Below are 24878 nucleotides of genomic sequence, written 5' to 3'. Positions count from 1 at the left end.
ACTCATGCGAATCATTCATACCGCCGACTGGCATCTGGGCCAGTTCTTCTATACCAAAAGCCGCGCAGCCGAACATCAGGCTTTTCTGGACTGGCTGCTGGCGCAGGCAGAACAGCATCAGGTCGATGCCATTATCGTGGCCGGCGATATTTTTGATACGGGTTCGCCTCCAAGCTATGCGCGCGAGCTGTATAACCGTTTTATCGTCAGGCTCAGTCAAACCGGCTGCCAGCTGGTGATGCTGGCCGGTAATCACGACTCGGTGGCCACGCTTAACGAATCCCGCGAGCTGTTGGCCTGCCTGAACACCCGGGTTATTGCGTCCGCCAGCGACAACCTTAATGAACAGGTTTTGCTGCTAAATCGCCGCGACGGCCAGCCCGGCGCCCTGCTTTGCGCCATCCCTTTTTTGCGTCCTCGCGATATCACCCGTAGCCAGGCAGGCCAGTCAGGACGTGAAAAACAGCAAACGCTGGCCGAAGCGATTACTCATCACTATCAGCGCTGCTGGCACGAAGCCGTGGCGCGGCGCGAGCAGCTGGATTTAACGCTGCCAATCATCGCAACCGGTCATCTGACCACCGTTGGCGTCACCAAAAGCGATGCGGTGCGCGATATCTATATCGGTACGCTGGATGCCTTTCCGGCGCAGGCGTTTCCGGCGGCGGACTACATCGCGCTTGGCCATATTCACCGCGCGCAGCGCATCGCCGGAACCGAGCATATTCGCTACAGCGGCTCCCCCATTCCGCTCAGCTTTGATGAGTTGGGCAAAGAGAAAAGCGTATTTCTGGTCGACTTCCTTGACGGCAAACTGAATCAGGTTGAACCGCTGATCGTTCCCACTTTCCAGCCGATGCAAATGATTAAAGGTTCGCTGGAGGAGATCGAGCGGCAGCTGGCAGCAATACCGCCTCGTGATGATGGTAAAACCGTCTGGCTGGATATTGAGATTGTCACGCAAGGCTGGCTGCACGATTTGCAGCGACGAATTGAAGAGCTGACGCAGGAATTGCCGGTAGAGGTCGTGCTGCTGCGCCGCAGTCGTGAACAGCGCGACCAGGTCATCGCCCGTCAGAACAACGAGACGCTGAGCGAACTCAGCGTGGAAGAGGTATTCAGCCGTCGCCTGGCGCTGGAAGAAGAAGAACCGCAGCGGATTGCCCGCGCCACGCTGCTGTTCCGCCAGACGCTGGCGGAGTTGAATGATGAGGAACAGCCATGAAAATCCTGACGCTGCGGTTTAAAAACCTCAACTCGCTGAAGGGCGAATGGAAAATTGATTTTACCGCCGAGCCTTTCGCCAGTAACGGCCTGTTTGCCATCACCGGCCCAACCGGCGCGGGGAAAACCACGCTGCTGGATGCGATCTGTCTCGCGCTTTACCACGAAACGTCTCGTCTGGGAAAACTGTCACAGTCACAAAATGACCTGATGACGCGTGACACGTCGGAATGTCTGGCCGAGGTGGAGTTTGAGGTAAAAGGCGTTGCCTGGCGCGCTTTCTGGAGCCAGAACCGGGCGCGTGGCGCGGTTGAGGGTAATTTACAGGCACCGCGAGTCGAGCTGGCACGCTGCGATGACAATAAAATCGTTGCTGACAAAGTGAAAGACAAGCTGGAGATGCTGACGGCGCTGACCGGACTGGATTTTGAGCGCTTCACTAAATCGATGATGCTCTCTCAGGGGCAGTTTGCCGCTTTTCTTAACGCAGACGCCAACAGCCGCGCCGAGCTGCTGGAGGAGCTGACCGGCACGGAAATCTACGGCCGCCTGTCGGCCAACGTCTTCGAACGGTTTAAAAATAGCAGAGTTGAGCTGGACCAGCTGCGCGCGCAGGCAAGCGGGATGTCGCTGCTGGATGCAGAGCAATTACAGCTGCTTAAAACCCAGCTGGAACAGTTAACAGAAGCGGAGCAGGCGCTTACTTCGCAACATCAGCGGCAACAGCGTTTGTTGCAGTGGCATCAGCAGCATCTGGCAGCTTGCCAGACTCGTCAGACGGCGATGGCAGAGCAGCAGCAGGCGGAAGCAGCCTGGCAACAGGATCAACCGCAGCTTCAGCGTCTGACGCTGGCCGAACCGGCAGAAAAACTGCGCCCAGGCTGGCAGCTGCGCAACCAGTATCAGCAGGATGCTGAGGCGCTAAAAGCGCAGCTTGATCGTTTAACCCTCCAGCAGCAACAGGCCAGCCAGCAGTTGGAAGGCGTGGCGCGGCAGCTAAAAGAAGCGGAAGCAACACGCCAACACCATGAGGCGTATCGCCAGCAGCAGGAAACGTTAATCAGCGACAGCGTATTACCGCTGGATAACCGCATTGCCTCACTGGCCGCACAGCATGAGCAGCTGGCTAAAGAGGTTAGCGAGTACCAACTTCATATTAATGAGCGTCAGGCTGCATTAATGAAAAACCAGCAGGCTCAGAGCGAAACAGTAAAGCAACAGCAGCGGCAACAGCTGTGGGCCGAGGCGAATGGCCGCTTCTCGCGCTGGGCTGAATTACTGCCTTTCTGGCGGGCGCGTTTCGAGCAGCAGCACCAGAGCGAGCTGGCGCTGAATGCGCACCAACAGCGCATCGCCGGGCAGAAAAAAAGCATTTCGCAGTTGCAGGCGCAAATTGCGGGGCTAAAACAGCAGGCCAAACCACAGCAACAGCAGCTGGAAGAGGCGCAGCAGCGTTTTAGCGAGGCCGAAAAAAGCCTGACCCTGCTCCAGCAGCAGCACCCGGAAGAACAGCTCCAGGCGGCGCTAACCCGGCTGAACGAACAGCGGCCGCTGCGCCAAAAATTAACGCTGCTCGCCGCTCAGTGGCAACAAATAACGTTACTTAGTGAGCGCCAGCTAACCAGCCAGCAAGGAGTACACCAGGCGCTGCAACAGGCTGAACAGCAATTGCACAGCCTGCGCAGCAGCTGGAAAGAGAAAAATCAGCACTATCAGGATCTGGAAAAACGCTGTGAGCTGGAGCAGCGTATTGCCGATTTGGAACAGCACCGCGCCCTGCTGGAACCCGACTCCCCCTGCCCGCTTTGTGGCTCCTGCCAGCATCCTGCCATTCACGAATATCAGGCGCTTAAACCTTCAGAAAATCAGCAGCGCCTGATGCTGTTGAAAGCTGAAGTGGAAAAGCTAAAAGATGAGGGCACCACCCGTCGCGAGCAGGTAAAAAACCTGCAACTCCAGGCAGAAAAGCTGCTACAGGAACGCACGGATAGCGAGCGAGAGTGTGCCCAGCTGCGTGCGCAATGGCAGGCCACGACTGAAGCCCTGACAATTTTATTGACGCCGGAAGAGCCGGAGAAAACCACCGGCTGGCTTGCCGCACAGGAGCAGCAGGAAAGCGAGCTTCAGGCTCAGCTGGTTAATCTGCAACAGCATGCCCGCCAGTTGCAGCAGCTTAAAGATCTGTTGCAGCGTCAGCAGAACGAGAGCGCGGCGCTCCAGCAGCAACAGTTGCTGGCAGCGCAACAGTTACAGACGCTGAACCAGGCGCTGGCCGAGCAGGAACAGCTGCTGCTTCAGGAGCAGCAAAGCGTGGAGAAACAGCGCGAAACCTTACGGGACTCGTTGCAGGAACATGCACTGACGCTGCCTGCGCCAGATAAGCATGAGATCTGGCTCACTGACAGGAAAAAAGAGTCAGAGCAATGGGCACAAGCGGAGCGGGTACTAACTGACCTCGCCTCGCAGTTGACAACTCTGGCAACGCAGCAGCAGGCATTGCAAGAGGAAATTGCCCGTGAGCAGACCGGTCAAAACAGTCGTGAAGCGCGTCTCCGTCATGAACTACAGACGCTAACCGCCTGCCGTCAGGAGCGTCAGCAGCTCTTTGGCGAGCAGCGCACTGCGCAGGTTCAGCAGCAGCTTCGCGAGCTGTCTCAGGCTCACACTGAACGCTGCCAGCACCTGCAACAGCAGTGGCAGCAGCAGCAAAGCCAGTTAAATACTCTGACCGGACAGCATAATTCTCTCACTGAGCAGGAAGAAGCGCTGAATCGTCGGCTGAAAGCGGCGCAGCAGGCGTTTAGCGAGGCGTTAACGGCCACGCATTTCAGCGATGAAAACGCGTTTGCCGCAGCGCTGCTGGATGAAGAACATACCGCCAGGCTAAAAGCGCTTCAGCAACAGCATGAAAGGCGTCGTCAGCAGGCGGCCGTGCTGGTCGAACAGGCAGAAAAAAATCTTGCTGCATTGCTTTCATCACAGCCGGCAGATTTACCGGTAGAGAGAGAAACGCTGAGCGCCACGGCCGAAAGCCTTGCACGGCAGCTGCGGGACAACGCCAGCCAGCAGGGCGAGGTTCGTCAGCAGATATCCAGCGATGCAGCCCGACGCGAACAACAGCAAGCGCTGCTGGTCAGCATTGAGCAAAAAGCGCGTGACGTCGAGGACTGGAACTACCTCAACCAGCTGATTGGTTCAAAAGAAGGCGATAAGTTCCGCAAATTTGCCCAGGGCTTAACGTTGGATCACCTGGTCTGGCTGGCCAACAACCAGCTGGATCGCCTGCACGGCCGCTATCTGTTGCAGCGTAAATCACAGGAGGCGCTGGAGCTTCAGGTGGTGGATACCTGGCAGGCCGATGCACAGCGCGATACCCGTACCCTTTCCGGCGGTGAGAGTTTTCTGGTCAGCCTGGCGCTGGCGCTGGCGCTTTCCGATTTGGTCAGTCATAAAACGCGAATTGAATCGCTGTTTCTGGACGAAGGCTTCGGCACGCTGGATGCGGAGACGCTGGACAGCGCACTCGACGCGCTGGATGCGTTAAATGCCAGCGGCAAAACCATCGGCGTCATCAGCCACGTTGAGGCAATGAAAGAACGCATTCCGGTGCAAATTAAGGTACGCAAAATAAACGGGCTGGGTTACAGCAAGCTGGAAACGCCCACGGCCTGACTGGCGCCGCGGGAAAAGTGAATAAAATGGGGCGCAGATAGCAGACAAACTCAAAGCGCGCGGGACACATGCCAGCGCTATGTTAACAGGGCGCCGTCTGGCGCCCTGTCCATCAAGGTTTTACTGCCTTCGCACGAGGCCCGGCCAGGATCCCGCCGTTGGTGTTAGCCGTTAGCAACCGTGTGCTTGCCACACCAGCAATAGTGTGCGCCTCATCGGTCACTTTATTGCTGATTTGCTTCACCACAGCCGCCACGAGGATGCCCAGGCCGCTGTTGGTGCTGCTGTTTTCGTTGTCGGACGCCGACGCCATTCCGCTCCAGATCTGCTTGCCGCTACGCAGATCGACCAGCTTCGCGGTAGCCGTCACGGTGGTCACGCTATCAACAAGCACGTATTTGGTCCCGTAATGGGTGACGTCGATATAGAGCGCCGCATCGGCGTTGAAAATGCTGCGAAGCTTAGCCGTACTGACGCTACGAATATCCGTGGCATTGGTCAGGCCGTTCTGCCTGAAGGTTTCTTCCACCACCGCGACCGGAAACACGTAGTAACCCGATTCGGCCAGCGGCTGCGTCACCATCGACACAAAGCTGTGGGCGGCATTGATATCCGTGGTTTCATTTTGTGCAGGCAGTACCAGAATAGAAGCCGGCTTGCTCTCACGAAAGGCGGTGTAGTCATAGGGCGCTTTTTTCGCGCAGCCGGTCAGGGCCATCACCGAAAAGAAAGCAAAAAAGGCCAAAAAGAGTTTCATTATTGTGCTCCCTGCTTATTACGCATCAGGAAATCCATATAGGAAGAAGATTCAGGGAAGGCCATTTTTTCGGCGCTGAACTGCTGAAAGGCCAGGTCAGTTCTTCCGGTGTTAGCATAAAGTAATCCCAGCTGCGCATGCAGCCCCGGCGCGACAGGCTTATTTTTTGCCTGAGCTTCCTGAATAACTTTATTCAACGTGTCGATATTTTTTTCCGGCGCCGTTCCCTCTTTATAATAACTGTATAAAGAAGACTGATAGTCGCCCCAGTAATAGATGCTGGTCGTTTTTTGCGCACACGCAGTTAACATCAGCATTGTGGCGGCCACAACGCTAAATTTAATAATCTTCATAATATTCCCCGTTATTTAACCGGACGCCAGGCGCCTGAATCAATTGCCCTGACCAGATGATTCACCGCTTCGCGAATGGCCAGATCCATCACCTTGCCATTCAGCGTAGAGTCATAGCTGGCCGTGCCGCCAAAGCCGATAACTTCACGGTTAGATAACTGATATTCCCCTGCGCCCTGCACGCTATAAACCACTTCTGACGTCGCCACATCCACCACGTTCAGATTGACTTTCGCGTAGGCGACCTGGGTTTTTCCGCTGCCGAGAATGCCCCACAACTGCTGGTCGCCAACTTCTTTACGGCCAAATTCGGTGATGTCGCCGGTCACAACATAATCGCCGCCTTTGATTGACTGCGTGCTGTGCTTATAGCCTGCTTCGGCCTTCAGCTCATCCAGGTTGGCGCGATCCAGCACGTTAAAACGGCCGGTTTGCTGGAGATGGGTAATAAGAATGGTTTTAGACTGATTACCAAGACGATCCACACCGTCAGAGAAAATACCGTTCATATAAGCCGAACGATTATCAAATTTACCGACGGCAATCGGACTTTTTATTCCCTGATAGGCAGGCTGGCTGGCTGCGGTCACCTGAGGTGCTTCGATAGTTCGGGAAGATTCGCTGGCACAACCGCTGAGAACAGCACAGTTAATTAACGCCAAAGCAACAAGATTAAAATAAGATTTCATTCGTTTTCTTTTCCATGAATAAAGTTAGAGCATCCGGCATTCCGCGCTGGAGAATACAATAAGAAAACAGAAAAGTCCTGGAGTATATAACGTGCCACTGCGAATTAATGACTTTCCCTGTTTCAACGCTGCAGGCGAAAAATCTGTAAATCACCTGTTTATGCCGGAATAACCTGTCAGCGGAAAGCTAACGAGGTAGACTATCGGCAGCATTAAGAAATTCTTTAGTTTTCAGGGGTAAAAATGATAGCCGATGCGATAAAGACCAGCCTGGCAGGCGGCACGATACTGCTCACGCTTCTGCTGGCGGGCTGCCAGAGCAGCTCGCCGCCCCGAACCGGCACCGCGCCGCCCACGCAGCAGGAATTGCAGCAGGTGGCAGATAAACAGTGTGCCAGCGCCAAATCAGACCAGCAGGAAACCTGTCGTTATCTGGCGAAAATGCAGTACGGCGTTACCAGAAACTTTTATGACGCCAACAAATATAAGGGACGTGAATGTGCTGCGACCATCAGCTACGGTCAGCAAGGCCGCTACAACGTGCAGAGCACTGCCGGCGACGAACGGCTCTGTCTGAAAGTCTGGAGCGTTATCAGCAGCGCCACCTGGCTTCCTGCCCCGCCAAAAAATCTGCCGCGTCGTACGGTGATAGATTTTAAACCGCTCTAGCCTCATCCTGCCGCCACTGCCTTGGGCTGATGCCGAACCAGCGGCGGAAAGCACGGGAAAAAGCACTGACCTCGGAGTAGCCCAGCAGCAGCGCCATTTCCGATATCGGTAGCTGCTTTTGCTGCAAATAGTGCGTGGCCATCTCGCAGCGTACCTTGTCCACCAGCGCGCTGAAACTCAGGTTTTCATCACGCAGACGACGCTGAAGCGACCAGCTGGACATGCCCATTTTTTCCGCGACATCTTCCAGCACCGGTTCGCCTTTCATCAGCATCAGATGCACCTGAGCACGCGCCTGATCGACAAGACTTTGCTGAGGCGTCGCGCTGTTCAGACGACGAATCGCGTCCTGCATCACCATCAGCAGCAGAGGATCGCTGTCCGGCATGGTTCGCATCAGATCGCGTTTGGGGATCAGTAAAGAGTTATAAGGCTGATCGAACCAGACCGGCGCGTCAAAAACTTTGCAGTGCTCGTGCCACTGCGACGGTCGCGGATGTTCAAAATGAACCTCTCGCGGTGCCCAGTTCTTTCCCGCTACGTGGCGGATCAGGTTCAAAAACATTCCTAACGTCAGTTCAGCATCCTGCCGCCGACTGAGGATTGCACCATGTCGAACCTGATAATCGAGCCGCCAGCAGTCGCCTTTGTCGGTCAGCCGCGTCAGGGTATCGTGCTGATGCCAGGGAAAAGCGTTAACCACGTTATGCAGGGCCTGCTCAAGCGTGGCGGAACAGAGGCCAATATAGCCGATCAGACCTAATGACTGCGGTTTAAACTGCCTGCCGTAGTGCAAACCGAAGTTATCAAAACCCGAGAAACGTGCCGCTTCTTCCATGACCCGACAGTAGTTGATCAATCCCAAACTTAGCGTTGGACTGCTTAGCTGCTCGGGATCGATGCCACTGACACCATAAATGCGGTCGATATCACCGCCTTTATCACAGATAAATTCACTCAGCCCGCTGGCGGCGGCGGCCAGTACACCATGATTGCAGGCAAAGCTGGCTGTCAGCGCTGCCGCCATATCGGGCTGTTTGAGTAGTCCGGTTTCCATCATCATCGCCTCAGCTACAGAGAATATCCTGTAACCCAGCAATTTCCGTACCAGTTCAGGCACCCACTGGCAGTTCAGTGGTTTCAAGGTAGCGATGACACAGACGAACCGAATGATCCGCCCACTGCGGCCCAAGACTTTGCGCCATCTCGGTTTGCGCATGGGAACCTACCCATGCCAGCAGCTGGATGCGGCGCTGGATCAGTAGCGTTGGCACCATTGCCATCTCTTCGTCACTGATGTGCGCGACCTGCTCATAGCCTTTGATCCAGTTATCAACCCAATCCGCTGCACGAGGATGGTGCTCCACAAAACTGATCGCTGCCGCAAGATCGTGCAGATACCAGCCCATGCCGCAATCGTCAAAATCGATCACCCGGGTTTCGCCCTTGTGCAGCAGTAAATTTGTCAGACGCAGATCGGCATGGATCAAGCCGTAGCGAGCAGGATCCTTGCCGAACGTCGCCAGCTCGTGCCCAACGCGTGCAATAACGTCTTCAACCGTGTGATGATCGCGTTGCGACAGGCCCGGTGCATCCCGCCAGTCGCCCCAGTGGCTTTGCGGGCTGACCATTGAGTGATGATCCCAGACAATGCGCTGAAATCCTGCGGGTTTCTGCCAGCTTTTGCTGTGCTGATGCAGCCGGGCAGTGATGTGGCCAAGCTGCTGAAACGCCCGCGGATCGACGTCGGTGGTTGGCATATCACCTTCAATCCAGTCAAACAATACGGCGTACCGGACGCTGCCATCCGCCAGCGTAAGCATCTGCACCGCCTGCCCGTCGCAATCAGTAATTGCCTGAGGCACGACAATACCGGTCTCACGCAGGGCATTCAGCCAGTGCAGTTCGCTTTCAATATCGGCACGCTGATGATAGTTGCCGCGATGCAGGCGCAGCGCAAAACGTTTTCCTGCGGCTTCCAGTAAAAAGGTGGCGTTTTCCGAGCGGCAAAGCAGGCTCAGTTTGCCCTCTGCTGCAAAGGGATAGCGGCTCAGCGCGCGCCGGGCAAGCTGCATCAGCGCACTGTTGTCTAAATCGTCATATTGCCTGGCGGTCATAGTCTGGCTCCTGATGGATTGGCGTTAGCCGTCATGGTGATACCAGCATGGCTTCGCCCGCGCAGACTCGCTTGACCGCAGACGACCCTCTTTTGACTTTAGCGTACATCCGGCACTTTTTTTGCTTCTGAGTTGACAGCAGAGCACAAAAATCATTACCGCCGCGTCAAGTTTCACCCGGACACCGGCTGCATTATCGACTGACAATATTTGAACGGGGATATCAGTATGACAAGCAAGCTAAAGCCCACGCTGGGCACAATACATCTGTGGGGCATTGCGGTAGGTCTGGTGATTTCCGGCGAGTACTTTGGCTGGAGTTACGGCTGGGGCGTAGCCGGCACCCTGGGCTTTCTCGTCACTACCGCGCTGATCGCGACGATGTATACCTGTTTTATCTTTAGCTTCACCGAACTGACCACGGCGATCCCGCACGCTGGCGGCCCGTTTGCTTACAGCCGCCGCGCCTTTGGCGAAACGGGCGGGCTGATTGCCGGGATGGCAACGCTGATTGAATTTGTCTTTGCGCCACCGGCAATCGCCATGGCCATCGGTGCTTACCTGAACGTGCAGTATCCGGGCCTCAATCCCAAATACGCTGCCGTCGGCGCTTACCTTGTGTTTATGACATTAAATATTTTAGGCGTGAAGCTGGCCGCCATGTTTGAACTGGTGGTGACAATCCTGGCGGTTGTGGAGCTGCTGGTGTTTATGGGCGTGGTTGCACCAGGCTTCAGCATGACTAACTTTGTCGCGCACGGCTGGTCTGGCGGCGATCGTTTTGGTATGCCGGCCGTCTCCGGGATTTTTGCCGCAATCCCGTTTGCTATCTGGTTCTTCCTGGCGATTGAGGGGGCTGCGATGGCGGCGGAAGAAGCGAAAGATCCGAAGCGCACCATTCCAAAAGCCTATATCGCCGGGATCCTGACGCTGGTGGTGCTGGCAATCGGCGTGATGCTGTTAGCCGGTGGCGCAGGTGACTGGCGCAAGCTGTCGGATATTAACGACCCGCTGCCGCAGGCGATGAAAATGATTGTTGGCGAGCACTCTAACTGGATGCATATGCTGGTATGGATTGGGCTGTTCGGCCTGATCGCCAGCTTCCACGGCATCATCCTTGGCTATTCGCGTCAGTTCTTTGCGCTGTCGCGCGCCGGTTATCTGCCCGCTGGCCTGGCTAAACTTTCCCGTTTTCAAACCCCGCATCGGGCAATTATTGCCGGTGGCATCATTGGCATTGCGGCTATCTTCAGCGATGGGTGGATTAATTTACAGGGCATGACGCTGACGGCCGCGATGATCACTATGGCGGTTTTCGGCGCTATCGTGATGTATCTGATGAGTATGCTGAGTTTATTCCGCCTGCGTCGTACCGCACCGGAGCTGGATCGCTCGTTTCGCGCGCCGGGCTACCCGATTGTGCCCGGCATCGCGCTGGTGCTGGCGCTGGTGTGCCTGATTGCCATGCTGTGGTTTAACCCGGTCATCGGCGGCCTGTTCCTGGTATTTATGGTGGCAGGATATCTCTATTTTCTGATGACCAAAAGCCAGCGCGACAGCGCTCCGCGTGATGCAATGCTGGTGGGAGAATAGCGTTTTGGCTATTGCTGGTGCGGCCACAGCCAGGCCGCACCGCGTACCCCGCTGGAGTCGCCATGCATCGCCTTTCGGATTGGCGTGGCGAACTCTCCACCCAGCACCCAGGGCTTAATCAGCTGTGGCAGCGTCTGGTAAAGGCGCTCCACGTTACTCATTCCGCCGCCGAGAACAATCACCTCCGGATCGAGAATATTTACGACGTGCGCCAGCGATTTTGCCAGCCGGGTTTCGTAACGACTCAACGCCAGTTCCGCCAGCGGATCCTGTTTCTCCACCAGCCCGACGATTGCCGGTCCCTGCTGCTCAATGCCGCTCAAACGATGGTAATCGGTAGCAAAACCGGTGCCGGAAACAAAGGTTTCGATGCAGCCCGCTTTGCCGCAGTAGCAGGGCACTTCCTGACTGAAACGCACTTCGTCCTCATCCATCCACGGCAGCGGATTATGTCCCCATTCGCCCGCATTCCCATTGCTGCCATTGTGCGACAGGCCGTTTAGCGCCACGCCAGCCCCACAGCCGGTGCCAATAATGACGGCGAACACCGTCTGGAACCCGGCTGCTGCCCCGTCCTGAGCTTCGGAAACCGCCAGGCAATTAGCGTCGTTGGCGACACGCACTTCACGGCCTAACATTTTTTGCAGATCCTCTCTCAGCGGCTGGCCGTTCAGCCAGGCTGAATTGGCGTTTTTGACCCGCTGCGTCAGGCGAGAAAGCGAACCTGGAATGCCAATGCCGACGCTACCCTGCTGGCCCGTTTTTTCTTCAACCAACCGAACCAGCTCCGTCACCGCGCGCATTGTCTGATGATAATCGCCTTTCGGGGTTGCCACACGATGACGGAACAGCGTGGCGCCCTGCTTATCCAGCGCGATCGCTTCAATTTTCGTGCCGCCTAAATCTACGCCGATACGCACTTGTTATTCCTCATTATTTAAAAGCCTGACATTTACCTTAGAAGGGGTCTGGCGGAAACACAATGAAACCCCGCCGCCGATTCGCTATCATGCGCGCTGACTTTGTATTAGCGCGCACGAAGCGCCGGAGAGGGAAAGCACAATGCTGTGGTTTAAAAATTTGATGGTATATCGTCTGAATCGCGAGATCCCGCTGGCGGTGGACGAGATGGAAAAACAACTTGAGGCATTCTCTTTCACTCCTTGCGGCAGCCAGGATATGGCAAAAACCGGTTGGGTTTCTCCGATGGGTTCCAGGGGCGAGGCGCTGACTCACGTCAATAACGGACAAATTCTGATCTGCGCTCGCAAAGAAGAAAAAATCCTGCCTTCGCCGGTGATTAAGCAGGCGCTGGAAGCCAAAATCAGCAAGCTGGAAGCGGAACAACAGCGCAAGCTGAAAAAGACCGAAAAGGATTCACTGAAGGATGAAGTGCTGCACAGCCTGCTGCCACGCGCTTTTAGCCGTTTCAGCCAGACCTTTTTATGGATTGATACCATCAACAACATGATCATGGTTGACTGCGCGAGCGCTAAAAAAGCGGAAGATACGCTGGCGCTGCTGCGTAAAAGCCTGGGATCGCTGCCGGTGGTGCCGCTGACGCTGGAAAGCCCTATCGAGCTGACCCTGACCGAGTGGGTGCGTTCTGGCGATACGCCAGCAGGCTTTGCGCTGATGGATGAAGCGGAGCTGAAGGCGCTGCTGGAAGATGGCGGCGTAATCCGCTGTAAGAAGCAGGATCTGGTTTGCGATGAAATTGCGAATCATATTGAAGCGGGCAAGCTGGTGACGAAACTGGCGCTGGACTGGCAGGAGCGTGTACAGCTGGTGCTGTCGGATGACGGCTCTCTGAAACGCCTGAAGTTTGCCGATACGCTACGTGAACAGAATGACGATATCGATCGTGAAGATGTGGCGGCGCGTTTTGATGCGGACTTTATTCTGATGACCGGCGAGCTGACGGCGCTGATAGGTAACACCATTGAAGCACTGGGCGGCGAAGCTCAGCGTTAAGGGTTTTCTGCCAGCGCTGCTTATTCAGCGCTGGCAAATACCGTGACGTTAGTCTTTCAGATAACGGCAAAGGTAGGCCGAAGGCTCGGCAACTTGCAGATGAAACTCGCTATGACCCGGCACGTTAAAAACCTCGCCCGGGCCAACGTGTTGCCACTCTGTGTCGCCAGGCAACAGCACAGCCAGCGAGCCGCTTACCACGGTCATCTCTTCAGGCTGACCCGTGCCAAACGTATATTCCCCTTCCACCATCACCCCGACGCTGGCGCGTCCGGTACTGGCGCTGTCAAACCCGATCGATTTCACTTTTCCTTCAAAGTACTCACTGACATTGAGCATAGAAATATCCTTAGAATCAGAGACAAAGGTAAGTAACGTGCCATCCCCGGACCGTGTTGGTTTATGCCACCAGTTCCGCTGCCAGTTTAGCAATCAGCGTATTGGATAACAGCACGGGAATGCCCAACATTTTCTGTAGAAAATCACGATGGCGTTGATGAAAGCCCAGGCAATCCAGCACCACGACATCCGCGCCCTGCTCCTGAAGCTGCAATGCGGCCTCAGTCAGTTCATGATCCGTTGGCTGCCAGGGATTTGCCACCACATAATGGGGCTTCTGCGCCAGACTTTGCCATTTATAGGCCTGCTCGTCGAGATACTCCTCGCGCGCTACCATAATGCCAACCTGATGCCCACCGGTAATAGCATTTACCAGCGGCGGCAAAATGCTGTAGGGCTCAAGCAGAACGGCATTCTCGGCAACCAGGTTTTTATATTCGCCGCTACAGAGCAGCAAAAAGGTTTCAAAACCCTGGTCTTCCAGTTTCTTGATCAGTTCTTGCAACGCGATTTCTACTCGCGCGGCTGAGAGCACGACATAGGATCCGTCTTCCATATGTGTCATCGTCACTTTCTCACCCGGCTGCGGCGCATAGCGCTGTTCGATTTCAGCCGCTGACAAACCGTCCAGCAGGCCAAAATGGGCAATTCTGTCTTCCGGCAGATGTTCCAGCAGCAAAGGCTGAAGATCGCGGCGAGGTGCCTGTCCCAGGGTTAAAGTGGCGAGCGTTTGTTTCATTCTATTTCTTTCCGCAATATTCACTGTATCGGCGGTCTGGTGCTTACTGGTACCACAATCGGCTGTTTCAAAGAATGAAAACGCAGCTTCTGCCTCGGAACGGATCAGTGTTTCACTTGGTGTAAGGGTGTCTGTCAAAAAGTCGGTCAATGCTTTATCCAGTTTGGCTTTAGAAAAGCTTGCGGTCAGGGACAATGATTAGTTGCAGCGAAAATATGATGCCGCCCGGCCGGGGTCAAGCTTTAATCCCACTGGCAGAACAAAATTACGCAGTGAGATCTGTTGAAAATAAAGGCTTTTATTAAAAATGAATGACCAGAATAAGCAAACAGATGAGCGTTGCCCCTCGCTGGCCCTGATTTACAGTAGAATGTGCTGAATTTAACGGGACAAAAAGGCCGGCCCCGGCTGTACAGCAACTGAACACAATACTATCAGTTGGTTATACGGCATCCCTGCCGGTCTGGATCATTCTTTCTCTTTGTCTTCATAACGCGCTTTCGCGTCCAGCGCTTCCTGCTCGGTTTCATGCTCGCTAATCAACGTATCGGGTTTAGGGTGATCGGCACGGAGTTCATACCACGTGACAGTTTTGTCTGAGGACCCTTTTTCTACCGGTACGATATGCGATTCTCGTGGATACGGCGGTCTGCCTGGCATACGATTTCCCTCTTGTTTAAGAACTTTCACTCTGGCTGGCAACGTTGGCCTGCACAGCGTCTCCGTGCTTTAAGTATAGACAAGGGTTGATAATTCTCTGCCTTCCGGTAAGAAGTTGAGACAATTCGCAGCAAATACAGAGGTCAGAAGAGTTAAATCAGGCACGCATCCACGCCGGCGGCGTGTTCAGCAGCTACAGCACGCCTGAGCTAAAGGCGATGGCGGCAGAAGCGAATTTTAACTGGCTCGCGCCAGCGCGAGCGCGGAAATAATACTTTCCACTACCTTGTCAGGGTGCTGCATGGCGTTGATAACCACATGACAGGTTTCCTGATAAAGCGCATCGCGCGCGGCCAGCACTTCAACCATTTCTTCAGCAATGGGACGGCCAGTAAGAGTAGGACGCTGCTCCTGTTCCGGGTACGCTTCCAGACGCGCCGCCAGAACGCCAGCCTCGGCATTCAGATAGATAACCTGCCCGTGCTCACGCATAAAGGCACGATTTTCCGGCGCCAGCACCATGCCGCCCCCCGTCGCGATAACGGCGCCCGGTTGCGTAACGGCGTGCAGTGAATGCGTTTCACGCTGTCGAAAGCCTTGCCATCCTTCCGCTGCGACAATGTCCGTAACCGTCCGGCCAGTGGTGTTTTGCAGATGACGATCGGTATCGCTGAAGGCATAGCCCAGCGCACAAGCCAGAGCCTGACCTACGGTCGTTTTTCCACAGCCACGCGCGCCGATCAGATAAATGGGTAAAGGCATAACTGGTCCTTCCTCAGCTTGTTCGTCGTCGCGATCCAGGCGGCGATTACGGATGATGATTAATGCACCGCATCATACCGATTATTTTCTGCCGTCACCAGTAGTCACTATTTCTTTACACCCCCAAAAGGCATTTTTGTTGATATTACGTTGATTTAACAACATAAAGAGGGTGTGAATTAATCTTTACACAATTAAAAGATGGTCGTAACGCGCGGCAACATTTCCTTACCCGAACCCCATTTACTTTCTGCTGTTCTGACCCAATATAAGGTAATTATCCGTCATTGAGGGATCCCTTATGCAGAGCGAAGAACAAAAGCTAATTGAAAGCCTGTTTAGCCGACTAAAACAGGCCGAAACCCAGTCAGGTCCGCGCGATGCCGCAGCTGAAAAACTGATCCAGCAGCAGCTACAGCAGCAGCCCGGCGCACCTTATTATATGGCGCAGGCGATCCTGATTCAGGAAGCGGCAATGAAGCAGCTTAATAACCGTGTTAACGAGCTGGAAGCCAAACTGGCGCAGGCGCAGCAACCGCAGCAGAGTAGCGGCGGCTTCCTGTCCGGCTTGTTTGGTGGCGGTAACAAGCCGCAGCCAGCCCAGCCTCAGCAATCACCCTGGGGTAATGCGCCACAGCAGCAACAGGGCTATGCGCCACCCCAGCAGCAGGGCTATGCGCCTGCGCCCGCAGCGCCTTCAGCAACCCGAGGCTTTTTAGGCGGCGCGCTGCAAACGGCCGTCGGTGTGGCGGGTGGTGTGGTAATGGCAGATATGCTTACCAGCATGTTCCATCATTCTCAGCCGGAAGAGATCGTCAATATTATCAACGAGCCTGCGATGCCGCAGGAGAGCTTCGATAACAATCTTGATACCTTTAATCACGGCGACGGTCAGTTCCTGAATCAGGATGCCGGACTACAGCAGGACTACGCCAATGATTATAGCGATTTCGGCAGCGACGGCTTCGACAGCGATGACTTTGGCGACGACGACAGCTTTGTTTAAAGCGTAGCGAGCGGGATTCCCCCCTTTTCTTCCACCTCGTTAAAAACGCTAATCCTGGATTAGCGTTTTTTTTGCGCCTGTAGCCACTTGTCCAGCTCGTTGGCAAACTGCTGCCGGTCACGCTGATTTAGCGTGCTGGGGCCACCGGTCTGGATGCCGCTCGCCCGCATCGTGTCCATAAAGTCGCGCATAGTCAGCCGTTCACGAATGGTCGCCTCGCTGTAGCGTTCACCGCGCGGGTTTAGCGCAATTGCCCCCTTTTCCATCACTTCAGCCGCCAGGGGAATATCGGCGGTAATCACCAGATCGCCAGCCTGAGCCCTTTGCACAATCTCATTGTCGGCTACGTCAAAGCCAGCCGGTACGCGCAGCGTTTTTAAAAAACGCGAAGGCGGTACGCTCAAGGGCTGATTCGCCACCAGCGTCACCATCATCTGTTCGCGGTCAGCCGCGCGATACAACACTTCTTTAATCACTTTTGGACACGCGTCGGCATCCACCCAAATCGGCATAGCAGGTTCCCTTTAACCAGGTAAGGCATTGTCAGCCAGAAGCCGGTTACTGGCTGTCTGGAATAATGCTGATCTTACCGTTTTTCTCCAGGATGGCGAATTTGATCTGATCCAACCGCTCCAGACCCGCGCTGCTGCGGGCTGTATTGAGGATATCATCTTCAGAAATCCCGGCACGGCGGGCACGTTCCGGCAGCAGGCGCCCATGTTCTACCAGGATCAGCGCCGTGCCGTCAATTAACCTGTCCAGCCGGGGAAAGCGGGCTTTCATCATGCCGAACAGGATATCAACCACAATGAGCGTAATAATGGTCAGCGAAGCACCCGTCACGGAAAAATCATTTCCCAACAGCGCCTGCTGGGTCGCCTCACTGATAATCAACAGTAAAATCAGATCGAACGAGGTCATCTCCAGCAGCGTACGACGCCCGGCAATCTTCAAGACAATCATCAGCAGCAGATACATACTTGCTGCGCGTAATACGGTTTCCATCAGCGGCTCCTAAGGGTAAATCCATTGGGTAAAATGCACGCTGGTGGCGTTATCCAGAGTAATCGTCACCGGAAAACGTCCCGGATTTTGTGCCTGAGCGCCAATCCAAACCGTTGCGCCATCACGAAATCGTGGAGAAGCCCAGCTAAGCTCAAGACTGTTTTTTGTACTGGTCGCCTGTAGCGGCTGCGGCTGAAGCGATTGGATTTGAAAATTTTCCATCTCCTCACCGCTGATACTCAGCGTAAAACGATCGCCATGCTGAGGTTTAACGCGGACCGTCATCACCATATCGCTGTCAAGCAGGCCAAAGCGCTCATACTGAACCTGTAATGCCCCCTCCTTTGAGGTCGCCACGCCCTTGCTCAGTATGCCTTTGGAAAACAGCCCACAGGCCCCCAGAATCACTATCGTGAACAGGAAAAAATAGCCGATATGCTGGATCCGCCATTCCACGCGTTGCCAAAACATGTGTTCCTGGATGGGATAATGTCGGCTGCGTTCTTCGTCTTGTGAATTACTGTCCATTGCAGGCTCCTTGTCGATGCTTAAGCGTAGCCGAAGCTGGATTAAGGTGGGAAATGACGTAAGCTGGAGGCAGTGAAAACCAAAACAGGATGCAGTGTAATGGAGAAAAAAATTGGCTTTATTGGCTGCGGCAACATGTCGAAAGCCATCATCGGCGGGCTGGTCTCTTCCGGCCTGGTGAAAGCAGAAAACATCTGGGTTTACGATCGTAAGGCCGCCACCAATCATGAGATGCAGCAGCAGCATGGCATTACGCCAGCCGACAGCGCACAGGAAGTGGCAAAGCAGGCAGATATCCTGTTTGGTGCAGTAAAACCCAACGTCATCCTGAACGTGTTGAAAGAGGTCTCCGGTAGTCTCAATAAGGATACCGTCGTGGTCTCCATTGCCGCAGGCGTCACGCTGGACTCTCTGGCAAACGTGCTGGGACATGACCGCAAGCTGGTGCGCGTGATGCCCAATACACCGGCGCTGGTGAACGAAGGAATGACGTCCGTGACGCCAAACGTGCTGGTAACAAAAGAAGAGGCAGACGAGATCCTGCAAATCTTTAACGGTTTCGGTAAAGCGGAGCTGGTACCGGAATACCTGATCCACTCCGTGGTCGGCGTGAGCGGCTCAGCGCCAGCCTACGTATTTATGTTTATCGAAGCGATGGCCGATGCGGCTGTGCTGGGCGGAATGCCGCGCGCGCAGGCGTATCAGTTTGCCGCTCAGGCGGTGAAAGGTTCGGCGCAAATGGTGCTGGAAACCGGCAGGCATCCTGGCGAGCTGAAAGATATGGTGTGCTCGCCAGGCGGCACCACGATTGAGGCGGTACGCGTGCTGGAAGAAAAAGGTTTCCGTTCCGCGGTGATTGAGGCGATGCAGCAGTGTATGGCCAAATCGAAAAGCATGAGCGACGCGTAAAAAGTCTGGTGATCTTTTCCTCAAACAAACAACGCGTTTGCCAAAGCGAAAGGGACACGGGCCGGTAATAAAGCGACACGGGCCACGGACGACCCGTATCGAGTGGGCAGTGACGCCGCTTTTTGCGTCTTTATGGAGGGTCCGGGTCCCTTTCGCTACCGCCCTTGCACTGTTACTTCAGATATCGCTTGAAAAAGAGGTCTCAGTAAATCATCAGCCCAGCGCTTTCTGCGCCAGCGCGGACGCTTCGGCCATCGTCATCGGCTTTTGCATTCTGCGGATCAGTTCGGCGGTAAAGGTGTACATGCCGCAGGAAACCACCGCAGCAAGCTGACCTCTCTGGCCGTATAGCGCCACAAACGTCTTCTCTTTCAGTGACCCCACCAGCCGATAGTCGTCCCACTCTTTGGCATGACCAAGATACTCATAGCGCGTGCCAAACTGCGCGGTCCAGAAAAAAGGCACCCGGTCAAATTCCTCGCCCTGACCTAACATATTTTTTGCCGCAATCCGTCCCTGCTGCTGCGCCACTCGCCAGTGCTCAATGCGCAGTGAGCCAGATGCCGACGGGAACGTGGCGATATCGCCTGCTGCCCAGACCTCGCTGGCAACCTCCAGATAATCGTTAGTGGTGATGCTGCCATCATCATTAAGGGGAATATCGTGGATAAAGCCGGTGCCCGGAGCCACCCCTGTAGCCAGTAAGACCTGATTTGCAGGGATCGTTTGTCCGCTTTTAAGCTGCACCGCGCTCACATGGCCATTATCGCCTTTCAGATCCGCCAGTTCGCCTTCGATAAACTCAACGCCCTTTTCCTCATGCAAATCGCGGAAGTATTGTGCTATCTGCTCACCAAACTGCTTTTTAAACGGCAGCGGATCGCGAGCGATCACCTGGACTTTGATTTTTTTTGCTCGTAAGGCCGAGGCAAGCTCCATCCCGATAAAGCTGTTACCGATAATCACCAGCTGGCTGCTGTCATCCACCTCTTTCAGCAACGTATCTGCCTGTTCAATGCTCCTGAGCACGTGAACGCCAAACAGCGCAGGCAAATCCGGACGCTGAGGGATACCGCCAGTAGCAATCAGCAGTTTGTCATAATGCAGCGTCGAGCCATCGGCAAAACGTAACGTCTTCGCTTTGCTATCCAGCTGCTCCACGTCGCCGTGCCTGCGTTCAGCAAACTGCATGAAATCATCCTGTAAAAGCGGCGGTACTTCACTGATTTTCATGTTGCCGGACGGCACAAATTTAGTCAGCACCGTGCGATCGTAAGGCGCTTCGGTTTCACGATCGACCAGGATCAATTTACCTGCAAAACCTTCGCGACGCAGCGTCCATGCTGCCGCCGCACCCGCCGCGCCCGATCCTAAAATGACGAATACCGGCTCCTGACGATCGGCAGCAAACGAATACGCGGGCAGCGGTTGAGGGTTTACCTGCACCATTCCGTTTTCAACCCGCACTGGATAGCGTTTCAGATCGCTTAAGGCCAGCGGTTCACAAAGGCTGCCATCCTTGATGTCAAAATTCGCTTTGTGCCAGGGGCAAACCAGCTTTCCGTCGTAAATAGCGCCCTGCTCTAATGGCGCGCCGGAATGGGGACATTTTGCCTGAAAGGCTTTCACCTCTTGCTGATCACGGATGAGCAAAATTTCTTCGTCACCGACAGGCACTCTGACAGGTTTTAACGAGGGTAAGTCCTGGAGGACAATGGCATTTTGATAGCTCACGACAGGCTCCTTTCTTCTTATGTTGTGACACGTTGAGAAGTAATAAGCCTGGCATTAACAGGGAGATCGACCACGCCAGGAGGCCGAAACTGCGGGGATTTTAAAATTAATTAGATGATTTTCATGAATTATTTTTTTTGTTAGAAATGTTAATTACGCGGGTGAGTAAGCAGACGCTGGATATAATTATTCAGCATAGAACTGTCATGGCTGTTGACGTTTTGCGAATCTGAAGCGCTTTGCATCGCCTGACTGATATTATCGGTAATCTGCTGTAACTGGCCGACTTCCAGTTTGCGCAGAATGGCGGTCACTACGATTTCCAATGCCTCAACCTGAGCCACCAGTTCTTTTGATTCTTCTTCTTTTTCCGCCAGTCTGACTAACAGTTCAGCGATAAGATTTTTCATGGAAGGTCTCAGTTATTGTTGAACGAGACGAATGTCTCATCTGAGGCGAGACGGTAACATCGGGCAGGTAAAAAGAAAACAGATAATCGCGTTAATTATTCGTGAGTTAAGCCAAATTATCCCGCTATCGCTCGCATATTACTTTGCAGAACAGAAAGTAAAGCGATAAAAGATCAGGAGCCAGAGTATCCGCTCTGGCTCCTGTCATTATTAGTGGCCTGGGCCTTGTGAGAAGCCGCCGCGAGGGCCGCCGCCACCGCCCCAGCCACCACCACCGCCACCACCGCCGCCCGGAGGTGGGAACAGACAACCGCTCAGGGCTGTTACCAGCGCAATGACACTTACTGCTTTGATCAATCGACTCATCGTTATTTCCTCGTGGTAACGTTGGCGCTGATAGTAAGCGCCGTTTTAGTTGCCGACAATGCAGAAGATTCCTGTTCGGGGCGGTTTTTACGGCGGGTAACAGCGCTTAACGGTTTCATTGCGGTAATCCGTATTAATACTAACCCTTGTCAGGCATTACCGGAAAAAGCTCAGGGTAATTTGCTGCGAGCCAGCTCGCAGGATCGCTGTTTACGACTTTACAGCGCCCCACTTCCTCGTCAATGTGAGCGCATAACATTTTCGGGGTATCGCCATGACATTCGCTCGTTCGTTAACGCTGCCGCAGCTGCTCATCCGTCGTGACTGGGAAAATCCAGCCATCACTCAACTTTATCGCCTGCCTTCGCATCCCCCTTTTGCAAGCTGGCGCTCGCTTCAGGATGCAAAAGATGACGCGCCCAGCGCCAGCGTTCAGTTACTGAATGGCGAATGGACATTCAGCTATTTTTCTCAGCCGGAACAGGTACCGGAGCACTGGCTGGAAGCGGATCTTAGCGATGCCGGGCGGCTAACCGTTCCCGCCAACTGGCAGCTGGCGGGCTTCGATCGTCCCATTTATACCAACGTGCAGTACCCAATCCCGGTCGATCCGCCCTTTGTTCCCGTCACAAATCCGACCGGCTGCTACTCCCGCACCTTCTACTGTGCCGATGACTGGCTGGCGGATGGACAGGTTCGTATTCAGTTTGAAGGCGTAAACTCCGCCTTTTATCTCTGGTGTAATGCGCATTTTATCGGTTATTCGCAAGACAGCCGCCTGACCGCAGAATTCGATCTGACGCCTGCGTTACAGGCTGGCGAAAACCGGCTTGCGGTGCTGGTACTGCGCTGGAGCGATGGCAGCTACCTGGAAGATCAGGATATGTGGCGTATGAGCGGAATTTTCCGCGATGTCAGCCTGTTGCATAAGCCCAGCGTGCGGCTTGAAGATATTCAGATTGAAACGCATCTCAGCCCGGAATTTCACTCCGCCCGTTTACAGGTGCTGGCCGTTTGCTCGCACATTGAGGCCAGCGATTACCAGGTCGAGGTCGCGCTATGGCACAACGATCGCTGCGTCGCCGTACAGCGTCAGTCGTTGATCAGCCAGACCGTTGATGAGCGTGGGTGCTATCACGATCGCACCACTGTGAATCTGCATGTTGAACGGCCGCTGCTCTGGAGTGCCGAAACCCCTCATCTCTATCGTGCCACTCTTTCTCTGCTGGATCGGTCGGGTCATCTGCTGGAAGTCGAAGCGTATGATGTGGGTTTTCGCAAAATAGAAATTCATCAGGGACTGCTGAAACTCAACGGCAAAGCGCTACTGATTCGGGGCACTAACCGCCACGAACATCATCCTGAAAACGGCCAGGTCATGGACGAGGCGACGATGATTCGGGATATCCGGCTGATGAAGCAGCATAATTTCAACGCGGTACGCTGCTCGCATTATCCCAATCATCCTTTGTGGTATCGGCTGTGCGACCGTTATGGTCTCTATGTGGTGGATGAAGCCAACATCGAAACGCACGGCATGCAGCCCATGAACCGCCTGTCTGACGATCCGCAGTGGTTCAATGCTTTTAGTGAACGCGTTACCCGCATGGTGCAGCGGGATCGCAATCATGCCTGCATCATTATCTGGTCGCTGGGCAACGAGTCCGGCCATGGCAGTACGCATGATGCGCTTTATCGCTGGGTTAAAAGCAGCGATACCACTCGTCCTGTGCAATATGAAGGGGGCGGCGCGAATACGGCGGCAACCGACATTATTTGCCCAATGTATGCGCGAGTCGATCAGGACCAGCCGTTTGCCGCCGTGCCCAAGTGGTCGCTAAAAAAATGGATTGGCTTGCCGGAGGAAAACCGGCCATTGATTCTGTGTGAATATGCTCATGCCATGGGCAACAGTCTCGGAGGTTTTGCCCGCTACTGGCAGGCGTTTCGCCAATTTCCTCGTTTGCAGGGCGGCTTCGTGTGGGACTGGGTGGACCAGAGCCTGACGCGTTACGATGAGCAGGGCCAGCCCTGGCAAGCCTACGGCGGTGATTTTGGCGACAAGCCTAACGATCGTCAGTTCTGCATGAATGGCCTGGTTTTTGCCGATCGCACGCCGCACCCTTCCCTGTTTGAAGCGCAGCGCGCGCAGCAGTTCTTCCAGTTTACGCTGGAGGAGACGGTACCGCTAACCATAGCTATCCGCAGCGAATATCTGTTTCGCTTCAGCGATAACGAGCAGCTGCACTGGCACATTGAACACAACGGCAAACGCGTAGCCGGTGGCGAACAAAGGCTTGAGCTGGCACCTGAAGCCAGCGTTTCACTGGTGCTGGGCGACATTCCTGCTCTGAGCGGTGAGCTTTGGCTAAACGTTGCCGTTATACAAACGCAGGCCACGCCCTGGTCTGATGCCGGACGGCGGGTTGCCTGGGATCAATGGCGACTCCCGTCACAGCTGGTACAGCCTGAGAAAATAAATGATGGTTCAGCGGTCGTTTTGCTGGAAAACGCCGACGAAATAGCGTTTTTGCATCATAACCAGCGCTGGCAGTTTTCGCCCCACAGCGGTGAATTAGTGCAGTGGCTAATCGACGACCAGCCCCAGCTGCTCTCTCCCCTGCGCGACTGCTTTGTCCGTGCACCGCTGGACAACGATATTGGGATCAGCGAAGTGAGTAAGGTCGATCCTAATGCCTGGATTGAGCGCTGGCACCGCGCGGGCTTTAACCAGTTAGAGGGGGAATTACTGGAGCTGCACTGCGATCGTCTCCGGCATGGCGCACAGCTGGCAACTGTTCACGCCTGGCGTTTTCAGGGCGACATTCGCTTTATCAGCAGGAAGCTTTATCAGTTAACCCATACCGGCGAAATGAGCCTTCATGTAGAGGTGAAAATTGCGGCCGGTCTTCCGGCACCCGCCAGGATTGGCCTGCGCTGTCGGCTGAGCCAGCCGGCAGAACAGGTGAGCTGGCTGGGTTTGGGACCGCATGAAAACTATCCCGATCGCCAGCTGGCCGCGCAATTTTCCCGCTGGACTTTATCCCCCGATGAACTTTACACGCCCTATGTTTTTCCTTGTGAAAATGGGCTGCGAGGCGGAACCAGAGAACTGGAATTTGGCAGGCTGCACGTCAGCGGCGACTTCCATTTTTCATTAAGCCCTTACAGCCTCGAACAGCTACGTGACGTCTCGCATCGCCATTTATTGCAGCCGGAAGAAGGTCGCTGGCTGCATATTGATGGTTATCATATGGGCGTGGGCGGCGATGACTCCTGGAGCCCCAGCGTCAGCCCGGATTTTCTGCTCTCTGCACAGACTTACCCATACAGCATCGTGCTGAGGGCGAAGTAACGCCTGAAAATCCGGCC

24 protein-coding genes are annotated in these 24878 nt (G+C 54.7%); 8 read left to right on the top strand and 16 right to left on the bottom strand.

All coding sequences use genetic code 11. From position 1 onward, the window contains the following. Positions 1 to 4 precede the first annotated feature (4 nt). Together sbcD and AAGQ96_RS05075 are read left to right on the top strand one after the other, a co-directional pair. A complete protein-coding gene (gene sbcD, locus AAGQ96_RS05080) occupies positions 5 to 1225 on the top strand; it encodes an exonuclease subunit SbcD (protein ID WP_147195704.1) in 1221 nt (406 codons plus the stop codon). Next, a complete protein-coding gene (locus AAGQ96_RS05075) occupies positions 1222 to 4896 on the top strand; it encodes an AAA family ATPase (RefSeq protein WP_342755000.1) in 3675 nt (1224 codons plus the stop codon). The genes sbcD and AAGQ96_RS05075 overlap by 4 nt, the downstream gene beginning before the upstream one ends. 112 nt (positions 4897 to 5008) lie before the next feature. Here the strand turns inward: AAGQ96_RS05075 and AAGQ96_RS05070 are convergent, their stop codons facing one another. From AAGQ96_RS05070 to AAGQ96_RS05060, 3 genes are read right to left on the bottom strand one after another with little or no spacing between them, the layout of a single operon-like run. Further along, the gene (locus AAGQ96_RS05070) at positions 5009 to 5653 is read right to left on the bottom strand and encodes a DUF799 domain-containing protein (protein ID WP_147195700.1); all 645 of its coding nucleotides are present in this window, start codon (positions 5651 to 5653) and stop codon (positions 5009 to 5011) included. Then, complete coding sequence (locus AAGQ96_RS05065; RefSeq protein WP_147195698.1) at positions 5653 to 6006, bottom strand: DUF4810 domain-containing protein; 354 nt, start codon at positions 6004 to 6006, stop codon at positions 5653 to 5655. Before AAGQ96_RS05065 ends, AAGQ96_RS05070 begins: the two co-directional genes overlap by 1 nt. A gap of 11 nt (positions 6007 to 6017) precedes the next feature. Then, positions 6018 to 6695, bottom strand: a complete 678-nt coding sequence (locus tag AAGQ96_RS05060; protein WP_342754999.1) for a CsgG/HfaB family protein — start codon at positions 6693 to 6695, stop codon at positions 6018 to 6020. A gap of 243 nt (positions 6696 to 6938) precedes the next feature. On the opposite strand from AAGQ96_RS05060, the gene AAGQ96_RS05055 reads away from it, so the two are divergent. Beyond that, positions 6939 to 7364: a cell envelope integrity TolA C-terminal domain-containing protein gene (locus tag AAGQ96_RS05055; RefSeq protein WP_342754998.1), complete on the top strand. Its 426-nt coding sequence runs from the start codon at positions 6939 to 6941 to the stop codon at positions 7362 to 7364. On the opposite strand, the gene AAGQ96_RS05050 is transcribed toward AAGQ96_RS05055, so the two are convergent. Beyond that, positions 7351 to 8424 (bottom strand): AraC family transcriptional regulator, encoded by a 1074-nt coding sequence (locus AAGQ96_RS05050; protein WP_147200531.1) that lies wholly within the window; start codon positions 8422 to 8424, stop codon positions 7351 to 7353. The two genes, AAGQ96_RS05055 and AAGQ96_RS05050, sit on opposite strands and share 14 nt — an antisense overlap. A 52-nt stretch (positions 8425 to 8476) precedes the next feature. Then, positions 8477 to 9481: a phosphotransferase gene (locus AAGQ96_RS05045; RefSeq protein WP_342754997.1), complete on the bottom strand. Its 1005-nt coding sequence runs from the start codon at positions 9479 to 9481 to the stop codon at positions 8477 to 8479. 228 nt (positions 9482 to 9709) lie between these two features. Here AAGQ96_RS05045 and eat point away from each other — a divergent pair, with 228 nt between their 5' ends. Then, positions 9710 to 11074, top strand: a complete 1365-nt coding sequence (gene eat / locus AAGQ96_RS05040) for an ethanolamine permease (protein ID WP_147195689.1) — start codon at positions 9710 to 9712, stop codon at positions 11072 to 11074. Between the two features lie 8 nt (positions 11075 to 11082). On the opposite strand, the gene mak is transcribed toward eat, so the two are convergent. Then, complete coding sequence (gene mak / locus AAGQ96_RS05035; RefSeq protein WP_342754996.1) at positions 11083 to 11994, bottom strand: fructokinase; 912 nt, start codon at positions 11992 to 11994, stop codon at positions 11083 to 11085. Positions 11995 to 12136: 142 nt separating this feature from the next. Between mak and rdgC the strand changes: the two genes are divergently transcribed. Next, complete coding sequence (gene rdgC, locus AAGQ96_RS05030) at positions 12137 to 13048, top strand: recombination-associated protein RdgC (protein ID WP_342754995.1); 912 nt, start codon at positions 12137 to 12139, stop codon at positions 13046 to 13048. Positions 13049 to 13096: 48 nt separating this feature from the next. Here rdgC and ppnP read toward each other — a convergent pair whose 3' ends face one another. From ppnP to aroL, 4 genes are all read right to left on the bottom strand, one after another. After that, the gene (ppnP, locus tag AAGQ96_RS05025) at positions 13097 to 13387 is read right to left on the bottom strand and encodes a pyrimidine/purine nucleoside phosphorylase (protein ID WP_147195684.1); all 291 of its coding nucleotides are present in this window, start codon (positions 13385 to 13387) and stop codon (positions 13097 to 13099) included. Positions 13388 to 13448: 61 nt separating this feature from the next. After that, a complete protein-coding gene (locus AAGQ96_RS05020) occupies positions 13449 to 14126 on the bottom strand; it encodes an AroM family protein (protein WP_147195683.1) in 678 nt (225 codons plus the stop codon). 468 nt (positions 14127 to 14594) lie between these two features. Further along, positions 14595 to 14786 carry a YaiA family protein gene (locus AAGQ96_RS05015; RefSeq protein ID WP_147195681.1) on the bottom strand — a complete coding sequence of 64 codons (192 nt, stop codon included), beginning with the start codon at positions 14784 to 14786 and terminating at the stop codon, positions 14595 to 14597. Between the two features lie 237 nt (positions 14787 to 15023). Further along, complete coding sequence (gene aroL, locus AAGQ96_RS05010; protein ID WP_147195680.1) at positions 15024 to 15548, bottom strand: shikimate kinase AroL; 525 nt, start codon at positions 15546 to 15548, stop codon at positions 15024 to 15026. A 301-nt stretch (positions 15549 to 15849) separates the two neighbouring features. On the opposite strand from aroL, the gene AAGQ96_RS05005 reads away from it, so the two are divergent. Continuing rightward, complete coding sequence (locus AAGQ96_RS05005) at positions 15850 to 16554, top strand: DUF2076 domain-containing protein (RefSeq protein WP_342754994.1); 705 nt, start codon at positions 15850 to 15852, stop codon at positions 16552 to 16554. A 59-nt stretch (positions 16555 to 16613) separates the two neighbouring features. Here the strand turns inward: AAGQ96_RS05005 and AAGQ96_RS05000 are convergent, their stop codons facing one another. Genes AAGQ96_RS05000 through AAGQ96_RS04990 form a run of 3 tightly spaced genes read right to left on the bottom strand, consistent with a single transcriptional unit; the run spans position 16614 to position 18087 of the window. After that, positions 16614 to 17066, bottom strand: a complete 453-nt coding sequence (locus AAGQ96_RS05000; RefSeq protein ID WP_147195676.1) for a YaiI/YqxD family protein — start codon at positions 17064 to 17066, stop codon at positions 16614 to 16616. A 46-nt stretch (positions 17067 to 17112) separates the two neighbouring features. Next, a complete protein-coding gene (locus AAGQ96_RS04995) occupies positions 17113 to 17559 on the bottom strand; it encodes a YetF domain-containing protein (RefSeq protein WP_147195675.1) in 447 nt (148 codons plus the stop codon). Between the two features lie 9 nt (positions 17560 to 17568). Next, positions 17569 to 18087: a hypothetical protein gene (locus AAGQ96_RS04990; RefSeq protein ID WP_342754993.1), complete on the bottom strand. Its 519-nt coding sequence runs from the start codon at positions 18085 to 18087 to the stop codon at positions 17569 to 17571. A gap of 99 nt (positions 18088 to 18186) precedes the next feature. On the opposite strand from AAGQ96_RS04990, the gene proC reads away from it, so the two are divergent. Beyond that, complete coding sequence (proC, locus tag AAGQ96_RS04985; RefSeq protein WP_147195672.1) at positions 18187 to 18996, top strand: pyrroline-5-carboxylate reductase; 810 nt, start codon at positions 18187 to 18189, stop codon at positions 18994 to 18996. A gap of 213 nt (positions 18997 to 19209) precedes the next feature. Here proC and AAGQ96_RS04980 read toward each other — a convergent pair whose 3' ends face one another. The 3 genes from AAGQ96_RS04980 to AAGQ96_RS04970 all read right to left on the bottom strand — a co-directional run bounded on the left by AAGQ96_RS04980 (position 19210) and on the right by AAGQ96_RS04970 (position 21506). Beyond that, a complete protein-coding gene (locus AAGQ96_RS04980; protein WP_342754992.1) occupies positions 19210 to 20730 on the bottom strand; it encodes an FAD-dependent oxidoreductase in 1521 nt (506 codons plus the stop codon). Positions 20731 to 20879: 149 nt separating this feature from the next. Beyond that, entirely contained in the window at positions 20880 to 21140 is a 261-nt protein-coding gene (iraP, locus tag AAGQ96_RS04975) for an anti-adapter protein IraP (protein ID WP_147195668.1), read from the bottom strand. 210 nt (positions 21141 to 21350) lie between these two features. Next, positions 21351 to 21506, bottom strand: a complete 156-nt coding sequence (locus AAGQ96_RS04970; RefSeq protein WP_168199594.1) for a hypothetical protein — start codon at positions 21504 to 21506, stop codon at positions 21351 to 21353. Positions 21507 to 21780: 274 nt separating this feature from the next. Here AAGQ96_RS04970 and AAGQ96_RS04965 point away from each other — a divergent pair, with 274 nt between their 5' ends. Next, positions 21781 to 24861: a beta-galactosidase gene (locus AAGQ96_RS04965; protein WP_342754991.1), complete on the top strand. Its 3081-nt coding sequence runs from the start codon at positions 21781 to 21783 to the stop codon at positions 24859 to 24861. Positions 24862 to 24878 lie beyond the last annotated feature (17 nt).

The organism is Pantoea sp. MBD-2R, from assembly GCF_039134845.1.
In the GTDB taxonomy this organism is placed as follows: Bacteria; Pseudomonadota; Gammaproteobacteria; order Enterobacterales; family Enterobacteriaceae; genus Erwinia.
This window is presented reverse-complemented; position numbering and strand designations above follow the sequence as displayed.